An 11,137-nucleotide genomic window follows, 5' to 3' on the forward strand; every position below is an offset into this window, starting at 1 on the left:
CTCCCCGGGCAGCACAGACTGCCGCCCGGCAAGCGTTTCAGGCGCGCCATTCCAAGGAGGTTCACGTGCCCCGCAAGACTCCCATCGAGCGCTACCGGAATATCGGCATTAGTGCTCACATCGACGCCGGCAAAACCACCACCACTGAACGCATCCTGTTCTACACAGGCGTGACCCACAAGATCGGCGAGGTTCACGACGGTGCTGCGACGATGGACTGGATGGAACAGGAGCAGGAGCGTGGCATCACGATCACATCGGCTGCCACGACTGCTTTCTGGAAGGGCATGGCCGGCAACTATCCGGAACACCGGATCAACATCATCGACACCCCGGGTCACGTCGACTTCACGATTGAAGTGGAACGTTCGATGCGCGTGCTTGACGGCGCGTGCATGGTGTACGACTCGGTCGGCGGCGTACAGCCTCAGTCCGAAACCGTGTGGCGTCAGGCAAACAAGTACAAGGTGCCGCGCATCGCGTTCGTCAACAAGATGGACCGTGTGGGCGCGGACTTCTTCCGCGTGCAGCGGCAGATCGGCGATCGCCTGAAGGGCGTTGCCGTGCCGATCCAGATTCCGGTCGGCGCGGAAGATCATTTCCAGGGCGTGGTCGACCTCGTCAAGATGAAGGCGATCTACTGGGACGAAGAGAACCAGGGGATCAAATTCGAGTACCGCGACATCCCGCCGGAACTCGCGGCTACCGCAAAGGAATGGCACGACAAGATGGTCGAGGCCGCCGCTGAAGCGAGCGAGGAACTGCTCGACAAATACCTGCACGGCGGGACGCTGACCGAGGAGGAAATCAAGCACGGCATTCGTGTGCGCACCATCGCCAACGAGATCGTGCCGATGCTGTGCGGCAGCGCGTTCAAGAACAAGGGCGTGCAGGCCATGCTCGACGCGGTGATCGACTATCTGCCGTCGCCGGTCGACATTCCCGCCATCACGGGCCACGACGAACACGACAAGGAAATCGAGCGTCATCCGCGAGACGATGATCCGTTCTCCGCCCTCGCCTTCAAGATCATGACCGACCCGTTCGTCGGCCAGTTGATCTTCTTCCGCGTGTATTCGGGCGTGGTGAATTCGGGAGACACCGTCTACAACGCGGTTAAGGAGAAGAAGGAACGCCTCGGCCGGATCTTGCAGATGCATGCGAACGAGCGCAAGGAAATCAAGGAAGTCTACGCGGGCGACATCGCCGCGGCAGTCGGCCTGAAGGAAGCGACCACCGGCGACACGCTGTGCGATCCGCAGCACGTGATCATTCTTGAACGGATGATCTTCCCGGAACCGGTGATTTCGCAGGCCGTCGAGCCGAAGACCAAGGTCGACCAGGAGAAGATGGGCATCGCGCTCAATCGTCTCGCGCAGGAAGATCCGTCGTTCCGCGTGCAGACGGATGAGGAATCCGGCCAGACGATCATCTCCGGGATGGGCGAGTTGCACCTGGAAATTCTGGTCGACCGGATGAAGCGCGAGTTCGGCGTCGAGGCGACCGTCGGCAAGCCGCAGGTTGCTTACCGCGAAACGGTGCGCAACAAGATCGAGGATGTCGAAGGCAAGTTCGTCAAGCAGTCGGGTGGCCGCGGCCAGTACGGCCACGCGGTGATCACGCTCGAACCGGCGCCGCAGGGTAAGGGCTACGAATTCGTCGACGCGATCAAGGGTGGCGTGATTCCGCGTGAATACATTCCGGCTGTCGACAAGGGCATTCAGGAAACGCTGAAGGCCGGCGTGCTGGCGGGCTATCCGGTGGTCGACGTGAAAGTGACGCTGACCTTCGGTTCGTACCACGACGTCGACTCGAACGAAAACGCGTTCCGTATGGCCGGTTCGATGGCATTCAAGGATGCCATGCGCAAGGCCAAGCCTGTGCTGCTCGAACCGATGATGGCCGTGGAAGTCGAAACGCCGGAAGACTTCATGGGCAACGTGATGGGCGACCTGTCGAGCCGTCGCGGCATGGTGCAAGGCATGGAAGACATCGCCGGCGGTGGCGGCAAACTGGTGCGTGCCGAAGTGCCGCTCGCGGAGATGTTCGGCTACTCGACGTCGCTGCGTTCAGCCACGCAAGGCCGCGCGACCTACACGATGGAGTTCAAGCACTACGCTGAAACGCCGAACAATGTCGCGGAAGCCGTGATCAACGCGAAGCAGAAGTAAGCGCCGAGGGTTGCAACACGCCATGGGCTGCGACCCTCGCTGCAATGAAGGCCAACAGCAAAAAGCCCGTCCCTGTGGATGGGCTTTTTTTTGTCCGCAACGCCGCCCACGGCCGTCGGCAACACACACGTTTTTGAACGTGCAAAAATGACAGACGGCACCGCGTCCAGCACCCAGACGCTCGCCTACGAGGAGACACACCATGAGCCAGGATCACGAACACCCGCATTACAAGGATGAGCACCCGGCGGCACCCGTCGACTGGCGCGAACACGGCGTCAAGGTCATCAAGGGCGACCAACTCGACAGCAATACCGCGCAAACGCCGGGCATGAATCGTGCCGCAGCGATCAACGCTGCGCGAGTCGGCGCGCAGAAAATCTGGGCCGGCACCGTGACGATCCATCCGAATGCAAAGACCGGCGCGCATCATCACGGCGCGCTCGAAAGCGTGATCTACGTGGTGCGTGGCCAGGCGCGCATGCGGTGGGGCGAGCATCTCGAGTTCACCGCCGAAGCCGGCCCGGGCGACTTCATCTTCGTGCCGCCCTATGTGCCGCATCAGGAAATCAACGCGAGCACCGACGATCCGCTCGAATGCGTGCTGGTGCGCAGCGACAACGAAGCGGTGGTGGTGAACCTGAATATCGACGCGGTAGAAGCCCCGGAAACGGTTTTCTGGGTCGATCCGATTCACAAGCATCCGCACGACCACTAAAGTCCTTTCACGCAACTCATGACGCCGACCGCTTCGCTGCGCCCTCGCCTCATCGTGCTGTATGCCGTACTGATCACCGCCAATCTCGGCGCATGGGCGTGGGCGCTGATCGCGTTTCGCCACTATCCGCTGCTGCTCGGCACCGCGCTGCTCGCGTATGGCTTCGGCCTGCGCCACGCGGTGGATGCGGACCACATCGCCGCGATCGACGCCGTCACGCGCAAGCTGATGCAGGCCGGCAAGCAGCCGCTCGGCGTGGGCCTGTCCTTTTCGCTGGGCCATTCGACGATCGTGATCGTGGCGACGATCGGCATTGCGTGGACTGCGCATTCGTTGCACGGCCGCTTCGAAACCTTCAAGGCGGTGGGCGGCACGATCGGCACAGTCGTGTCGGCCGTGTTTCTGCTGGTGCTGGCATGCGTCAACCTCGTGATTCTGCGCGACGTGTGGCGCCGCTATCGCCACGTCCAACGCGGCGGCGAACTCGCTGCTGAAACGACAGCCAGCATCGCGCCTGCCGGCCTGCTGTCGCGCGCACTGCGACCGATGTTCCGGCTCGCGACAAAAAGCTGGCACATGTACCCGGTCGGTGTACTGTTCGGTCTCGGCTTCGACACGGCGACCGAGATCGGCCTGTTGGCGATCGCTGCGTCCGAAGCCGGCAAAGGTCTGCCGCTGTATTCGATCCTCGTGTTCCCGGCGCTTTTTACTGCCGGCATGACGCTGGTCGATTCCACCGACAACGTGCTGATGGTCCACGCCTACGGCTGGGCCATGGACGATCCGAAGCGCAAGCTCTACTACAACGCGAGCATCACGTTCGTGTCGGCCGTGGTGGCGATCGTCATCGGCGGTGTCGAAGCGTTGGGACTGCTATCGGACAAACTCGGCCTGAGCGGCGGCGTGTGGGATGCAGTCGCAGGCCTCAACGAGCGCTTCGGCATGCTGGGTTATGGCATCGTCGCCATGTTCATGGCGTGCTGGATCGGCTCGGTGCTGCTCCATCGCTGGCGCCGCCCGGGCGCCGCTGCGCGGTAAATCCAACTAAGCTTTGAGAGTGGATCGGTAAGGTTTCCACGGTGGTCGCGCCGATTCCGACGCTGCGGCATCCTGCGCTTTCGCGCGTGTCATGCGAGGCAGGCCACCGAGCGTTGTGATGACGACACATGCCGACCCTTTTATCCTCCAAACGGGAGCCGGACTGCGCATCAGGCGCTCCGGACCGGCGGGCAATCGCTTACACTGAAACCGCTTTTCACCACTGCAGCGCTCTGCAGCTTTTCGTCATTGCAATAAGTCGCCCTGTCGCGCATCCCGCGCGGCCCTTTAGAACCGACAGCAGAACGGACTGGACACTCCATCGATGAAGACTCCCGCGGATCGACTCTCCGAACTCGACCTGGCCCGCCACACCGCTGACGCCTACGGCAACCACGCCATCGACGAATTCATCGCCGGCCGCATCACGCGCCGCGATCTGCTGCGCTATGCGAGCGTGATCGGTTTGTCGCTGGTTGGCGGCGGCGTTCTGAATGCGCCGCTCGCGCGTGCGCAAGGCGCACCGAGCCCGTCTAACCAGACAATCCGCGTGGCTCATCTGACGCCGGCCGGCGCAGTCGATCCACTCACCGTGACCGATGCCGCGAGTCTCGCGCTGCTGAACCAGACCGGCGAATTCCTGATCGACGACGACGGCGAAAAGCTCGTGTTGAGGCCGGCGCTTGCCTTGTCGTGGAAGCCGAACGACAAGGGTGACGTGTGGACCTTCAAGCTGCGCCCGAACGTCAAGTTCCACGACGGCCAGGCGTTCACCGCCAAAGACGTCGTCGCCACGTTCGATCGCCTCGCCGATCCGGCGAGCGGTTCGGCGGCGCTCTCAGTGCTCAAGGGCGTGCTGTCGAAAGGCGGTGCGAAGGTGGTCGACGAGCACACGGTCGCCTTCCATCTCGATGCACCGAATGGCAACTTCCCGTACTACGTTTCTTCGGACAATTACAACGCCGTGATCCTGCCCGCGAACTATGCGGGTGGTTATGAAAAGAGCTTCATCGGCACCGGTCCGTTCAAGCTCGAAAAGTATCAGGCGAAGGTCGGCGCATCGTTCGTGCGCAATCCCGACTACTGGGGCGACAAAGCGTTACCGCAACGCGTACAGTTCTCGTTCTACGCCGACGAACAGGCACAAATGCTCGCCTTGCAAGGCCATCAGGCCGACGTGATGGGCACCTTCACCGTACAGGGTGGCGCCGGCATTCTGAACAATCCGGACTACAAGGCAGTCGGCGTGAAGTCGAGTGCGCATCGCCAGATTCATATGCGCAACGACAATCCACTGTTCAAGGACAAGCGGGTGCGCCAGGCGTTGGCGTTGTCGCTCGATCGCGACGTGCTGGTTCGCGGTCTGTTCAAGGGCCGCGCGCAACTCGGTAACGACAGCCCGTTCGCGCCCGTGTTTCCGTCTTCCGATGCAGGCGTCGCGCAACGCAGGATCGACATCGCGAAAGCGAAGCAACTGCTGGCGCAGGCAGGTGTGCCGAACGGTTTCGACGTCACGCTGACCACCGAGAAGTACATGGAGATTCCCGATCTCGCCGTGGTCGTGCAGAACGCCGCGAAGGCGATCGGCGTGCGCATCGATCTGAAAGTGGAAAGCCAGTCGCTGTACTACGGCGCGGGCACGCCGGGCAAGTCAGATTGGCTCGACTCGCCCCTCGGCATCACCGATTATGGTCATCGCGGCGTGCCGAATGTATTTCTGAACGCGCCGCTCACCAGCACCGGCACGTGGAACGCCGCGCACTTCAGGAATCCGCAATACGATCAACTGGTCGCGCAGTTCGTCGCGGCGGTCGACCTGGGCACGCAGAGGAAAATCTCCGGACAGATCCAGACGTTGTTGCTCGACGAAACGCCGGTGATCATTCCATTCTTCTACGATCAACTGATCGCCATGCGCAAGGGTGTGAACGGCGTGCGCTTCACTGCGCTCGCGCAACTCTATTTCGACCGCGCGGTGCTGAGCGCGTAAAGTGGACGCAAAAGCGGTGGACGCAAAAGCAGTGAACGCAAACGCGGTGCACGCAAGAGCCATGGAACGCATGAGCGCACGGCGCTTCTTCGGCAGGAGATCACGATGTCGACCACGGTGACCCCTTCCGCGTCACCCGTTTCGAGCGGCAACGCTGGCCGCGTCGTGCGATTTCTGGCGACGCGGGTCGGCCTGTCGTTGATCACGCTGTGGCTGCTGTCGGTGATCGTGTTCGCGGGCGGCCAGTTACTGCCGGGCGATATCGGCCGCGCGGTGCTCGGACCGCTCGCCGATGCGCGCGCGGTCGCGGCGCTCAATCACCAGCTCGGCGCGGACCGTCCGCTCATGACGCAGTACGTCGAGTGGATCGCGCATTTCGTGCGCGGCGATATGGGGCTCTCCTATGCGTACCGTGAACCGGTCGGTCCGTTTATCGCCGACGCCCTGGCGCATTCGGCCAAACTCGGCGTGCTCGCGTTTATCGTCGTCGTGCCGCTCGGCATTGCGGGCGGGGTGTGGTCGGCCATGCACGCCGGACGCTGGCTCGATCGCACCATCAGCATCGCCGGTTTGTCGGCGACCGTGGTGCCGGAGTTCGTCTCGTCGATCGTACTGATTCTCGTGTTCGGCGTGTGGCTGCGTTGGCTGCCCATCGAAGCGTCGTCTCCGCCCGAAGCAAGCGCGCTCGAACAATTGCGGCATCTGATTCTGCCGGTGCTGCCGCTGGTGCTGGTGTTTTTCGGCTATATCGCGCGGATGGCGCGCGCGGGCACCGTCGAAGCGCTCGATGCGGACTACACCCGCACCGCGATCCTCAAAGGCTTGCCGCGGCGTACCGTGATCTGGCGGCACGTATTGCGCAATGCGTTGCTGCCCACCATCACCGTCGCCGCGACGCAGTTGGGCTACATGATCGGCGGTCTCGTGGTGGTCGAGACGCTGTTCCACTATCAGGGCATCGGTTCGTTGATTTACAACGCCGCCAAGGCGAAGGACTTTCCGATGCTCGAAGCAGGCGTGCTGACGATCGGCGTGGTCTACACCGTCGCCAATCTCGTCGCCGATGCGCTGCATGTCCTGCTCAATCCGCGACTGCGAGTGAGGAGCGCCGAATGAGCACCATCGTTCCGCCGGCCGCACCGCCTGCCCCACGCCCGGCTGCTGAACCGCGTTTCGACCGGCTGCGCGTGCTGCTGCGCTCACCCACGTTTGTGGTCGGCGTGTTGATCGTTGGATGGTGGATCGTCTGTGCGATCGCCGGGCAATGGATCGTGCGGATCGACCCGTACGCATCCGATCCGCTCAACTCGCTCATGCCGCCCGATAGCACGCATTGGTTCGGCACCGATCAACTCGGCCGTGACGTGTTCTCGCGGGTCATCGTCGGCGCGCGCGATATTCTGACCATCGCGCCTTTGGCGACCCTGCTCGGCACAGTGGCGGGCACGGCCCTCGGGTTGATCGTCGGCTACTTCGAGGGCTGGGTCGACAACGTCGTGGGCCGTGCGATCGACGCCGTGCTCGCGCTGCCGCTCGTGATCGTCGCGTTGCTTGCGCTGGCCGCGGTCGGCGCCTCGAACTTCACCGTGATCCTCGTGATCGGCATCACCTTCACGCCGATCACCGCGCGCACGGTACGCGCAGCCGTGTTCGCTGAGCGCCATCTGGACTACGTCGCCGCAGCGCAACTGCGCGGCGAACGCGCCCCGTACATCATGTTCGCGGAGATTCTGCCGAACGTGCTGCCGCCGATCATCGTCGAGGCGACTGTGCGGCTCGGGTACGCCATTTTCGCGGTCGCGACACTGTCGTTTCTCGGCTTCGGCATTCAACCACCTTCCGCCGACTGGGGGCTCGCATTGTCGGAGTCGTACACGCTGATGGCGGGCGGTGCGTGGTGGACGGTCGTGTTCGCGGCCGGCTCCATCGCCTCGCTGGTGGTCGGCGTGAATCTGATCGCCGATAGCGTGCAAGGAGTGCTCGACTGATGAACGGCCCGCCGCCCGCCTCGTTCCCCGCCTTCGACGTGTCGAAAAGCGATCGCACGGATGCGCTCACCGTCGTCGGCCTGACGGTCACGTACCGCATCCGCGGACGCGATCGTGAAGTGCTGCAGGACGTATCGTTTCGTGTGCGGCGCGGCGAAGCGTATGGCCTCGTCGGGGAATCGGGCTGCGGTAAGTCGACGGTCGCGATGGCGGCGCTGCGTTATCTGCCGCGCAACGGCAAAGTGAAGGCGGGCAAGATCATCATCGCCGGCCAGGACGTGCAGAAGCTCGACGCCGACGCTTTACGCACGATGCGCGCGAACGCGATTTCAATGGTCTATCAGGATCCCGGGCGCGCATTGAATCCGTCACTGACGATCGCGCGGCAAGTCACGGAGGCATTCGAAGCGGCCGGCGTCTCACGCGACGAAGCGGTGCAGCGCACGGTCGAGATACTGCAGCGCGTGCGCATCGCTTCACCCGAGCGCGTGATGGACAGCTATCCGCATCAGTTGTCGGGCGGCATGCAGCAGCGCGTGGTAATCGCCATGGCGCTCGCCTCGAACCCGGCCTTGCTGATCCTCGACGAACCGACCACCGGGCTCGACGCCACCGTCGAAGCCGAAGTGCTCGACCTCGTGGCGCAACTGCGCGAAGAACTCGGCACGGCCGTGCTGTTCATCAGCCACAACCTCGCGGTGATCGGGCGGATGTGCGAGCGTGTCGGCGTGCTGTATGCAGGCAAGCTGGTCGAGGAAGGCGCAACCCAGGACGTGTTCGCGCGACCGCGTCATCCCTATACGGTTGGACTGCTGCGTTGCTTGCCGACCGCGGGGCGCAGCAAGGACACCGAGCGGCTCGATACCATCGCGGGTAATCTGCCCTCGCCAGGCTCAGTCACGCAAGGCTGCATTTACGCGGACCGCTGCCGCCTCGCCGACGACCGCTGCCGCCATGAAGCACCGCCGCCGCATCGGGTCAGCGCCGCGCACGGCGATCAGATGTCGCGTTGCCATTACCACGAACGCGCAATCGAACTGCCGCGTGCGTCCGCGGACGCATTGCCTCAGCATCTCGGTGCATCGCGTGAAGGCGAGCGCCCTGCTCTCGTGTTGCGCGCGGAAAAACTCTCGAAGACATTCCACGTATCCGGGGCCCCGCTGCGCGCAGTCGACGAGGTTTCGATCGATCTCGCCAGTGGCGAAACGCTCGGCCTCGTCGGCGAATCCGGCAGCGGCAAGACGACGCTCGCGAAACTGATGCTCGGCCTGCTCACACCGGATGCGGGCAGCGTGCTCGAACTCGACGGTACGCCACTCGCCGCGCGCGTTACGCGACGCAACGACGAGCAGGTCAAGTCGCTGCAGATCGTGTTCCAGAATCCGGACTCGGCGCTCAATCGTGCTCACTCGGTGAAGCGGCTGATCGGCCGTGCGTTGTCGCGCCTCACCGCCTTGCGTGGCGCCGCGATCGACGAACGGCTCGCTACGTTGACAGCGGCCGTGCGTTTGCCCGAGCGCTATCTCGGCTCGCGCACGCGCCAGTTGTCCGGCGGGCTCAAACAGCGCGTGGCGATCGCACGCGCGTTTGCCGGCGAGCCGCGCGTGGTGGTTTGCGATGAACCCACTTCCGCGCTCGACGTTTCCGTCCAGGCCGCGATCCTCAACCTGCTCGCCGATCTGCAACGCGAGCGTGGCGTGAGCTACGTGTTTATCTCGCATGATCTGCACGTGGTGCGCTATCTGTCCGATCGCATCGCGGTGCTGTACCTCGGCCGGCTGCTGGAGATCGGACCGGCCGCGGCGGTCTTCGGCGGACCGCACCATCCCTATACCGAAGCGCTTCTGTCTTCAGCGCCGACGCTCAACGCTCACGACAGCAAAGCCCGCATCCGCCTGTCCGGCGATCTGCCGAGCGCGGCATCGCTGCCGTCAGGTTGCGTGTTCCATACGCGCTGCCCGCGCAAACTCGGGGCGATCTGCGAGCAGCAAGACCCACCCTTCATCGAAGCCGGCAGCGCCGATGCTGCCCAGCCGTCCGCGCACCGCATCCGCTGCCATATCCCCGCCGACGAACTGCGCGTGCTGCAGGCCGTCTCACGCGACAGCGCCGGCAACGGCTCGGAAAACGCCGCCGAAAACGCCGCGCGCAACGAATAACGCGCAATAACGCGGCTTTCCGGCCGCGCGTTTCAACACAGAAACGTTTTCGTGCGTTTTTTCCTCGCGGGCATCGCACTCCCCTATTCGATGCCTGTCGCCGCAAGGCTTTGCGGGCAATGGCATGGATATCGCTAAGTACCGTTCAGACATTCGAAGCCAAACAGATCGGAACAGAATCGGGAGCGCCGCTTGTACGGATCGCCGTAGCAAGAAGCGATACGTGACGAAGCGCGCCCGGATGGTATCTGCTGAAGCGCACGGTAGCGCTCATCGGCGCACCGGCGAGGGAGCCGGGAAGACAGTGCTTGAGTTGCATCCGCAATACAGACTCGGGGGGGCGACGAGGCTCGCGTTCAGATAGGCCCGCCGCCGGCGAATCAGCATGAGGGATGGCGGCAGCGAGGTGTCGACGTCCCCTCGGGAGAGATGTCATGAAAACCAGAAAATTCAATCAGTACTACTTCAGGGTTATACGGAGTACGGCAATCGCAGCAGGCGTGGTTTTGCTTGTAACCCAGGTCGCGTATTCCGCGTCGACCGATGCGATTCCCAAATGGATCTTTCATGCCGATGCAGCATTGCCAGCGAGCGACGCGCACAGCGCGACGCAACTCGCGCAGGAGGACAGTTCGGCGGTAGGCGCAACGGCCACCGGCACCGCACCCGACGAACCGACCGCTGCTGACGATGCGGCCGTGGTGTTCAGCCCGCGCGATTGCGTAAGCACCGCTGTCGGAGGGTGCGTGCGGCATGCCGGCGGCAACGGTGCAGCGAGCGCGGGTAACAGTGGCGCGGGTGCGAGCGGCAATGGTTCCGGCGGCGTGGCGAGCTCGGGCGGCGGCGGCGGCGGCGGCGGTAAGGGTAATGGCGGTGGTAGCGGTGGCGGAAGCAGTGGCGGTGGCAGCAGTGGCGGTGGCAGCAGTGGCAGTGGCGGTGGCAGCAGCGGCGGTGGCAGCAGCGGCGGTGGCAGCAGTGGAAGCAGCGGCGGTGGCAGCAGTGGCGGTGGCAGCAGTGGAAGCAGCGGCGGTGGCAGCAGTGGCGGTGGCAGCAGTGGAAGCAGCGGCGGTGGC

At 63.7% G+C, this 11,137-nt stretch carries 7 protein-coding genes and 1 pseudogene; all 8 read left to right on the plus strand.

What is annotated here, in order from left to right:
- Positions 1–65: 65 nt before the first annotated feature.
- A complete protein-coding gene (gene fusA, locus KHO31_RS05105) occupies positions 66–2,171 on the plus strand; it encodes an elongation factor G (protein ID WP_201084729.1) in 2,106 nt (701 codons plus the stop codon).
- A 202-nt stretch (positions 2,172–2,373) separates the two neighbouring features.
- Entirely contained in the window at positions 2,374–2,889 is a 516-nt protein-coding gene (locus KHO31_RS05110) for a cupin domain-containing protein (protein ID WP_201070829.1), read from the plus strand.
- Positions 2,890–2,907: 18 nt separating this feature from the next.
- Complete coding sequence (locus KHO31_RS05115; RefSeq protein WP_201070831.1) at positions 2,908–3,927, plus strand: HoxN/HupN/NixA family nickel/cobalt transporter; 1,020 nt, start codon at positions 2,908–2,910, stop codon at positions 3,925–3,927.
- A 325-nt stretch (positions 3,928–4,252) separates the two neighbouring features.
- Positions 4,253–5,917 carry an ABC transporter substrate-binding protein gene (locus tag KHO31_RS05120; RefSeq protein WP_201070834.1) on the plus strand — a complete coding sequence of 555 codons (1,665 nt, stop codon included), beginning with the start codon at positions 4,253–4,255 and terminating at the stop codon, positions 5,915–5,917.
- A gap of 105 nt (positions 5,918–6,022) precedes the next feature.
- Positions 6,023–7,033 (plus strand): ABC transporter permease, encoded by a 1,011-nt coding sequence (locus KHO31_RS05125; protein WP_201070836.1) that lies wholly within the window; start codon positions 6,023–6,025, stop codon positions 7,031–7,033.
- Positions 7,030–7,905 (plus strand): ABC transporter permease, encoded by an 876-nt coding sequence (locus KHO31_RS05130; protein ID WP_201070839.1) that lies wholly within the window; start codon positions 7,030–7,032, stop codon positions 7,903–7,905. Before KHO31_RS05125 ends, KHO31_RS05130 begins: the two co-directional genes overlap by 4 nt.
- Positions 7,905–10,064, plus strand: coding sequence for an ABC transporter ATP-binding protein (locus KHO31_RS05135; protein WP_201070841.1), 2,160 nt, complete (start codon positions 7,905–7,907; stop codon positions 10,062–10,064). Before KHO31_RS05130 ends, KHO31_RS05135 begins: the two co-directional genes overlap by 1 nt.
- A gap of 434 nt (positions 10,065–10,498) precedes the next feature.
- Positions 10,499–11,137 (plus strand): annotated as a pseudogene (locus tag KHO31_RS05140) (hypothetical protein); the annotation flags it as partial.

The organism is Paraburkholderia domus (assembly GCF_905220705.1).
GTDB classification, from domain to species: Bacteria; Pseudomonadota; Gammaproteobacteria; order Burkholderiales; family Burkholderiaceae; genus Paraburkholderia; species Paraburkholderia domus.

Bases quoted from the DNA above. Each gene is read 5' to 3' on its own strand.
- KHO31_RS05130 (WP_201070839.1), top strand. From the start codon at position 7,030: ATGAGCACCATCGTTCCGCCGGCCGCACCGCCTGCCCCACGCCCGGCT.
- KHO31_RS05125 (WP_201070836.1), top strand. From the start codon at position 6,023: ATGTCGACCACGGTGACCCCTTCCGCGTCACCCGTTTCGAGCGGCAAC.
- KHO31_RS05120 (WP_201070834.1), top strand. From the start codon at position 4,253: ATGAAGACTCCCGCGGATCGACTCTCCGAACTCGACCTGGCCCGCCAC.
- KHO31_RS05110 (WP_201070829.1), top strand. From the start codon at position 2,374: ATGAGCCAGGATCACGAACACCCGCATTACAAGGATGAGCACCCGGCG.
- KHO31_RS05135 (WP_201070841.1), top strand. From the start codon at position 7,905: ATGAACGGCCCGCCGCCCGCCTCGTTCCCCGCCTTCGACGTGTCGAAA.
- KHO31_RS05115 (WP_201070831.1), top strand. From the start codon at position 2,908: ATGACGCCGACCGCTTCGCTGCGCCCTCGCCTCATCGTGCTGTATGCC.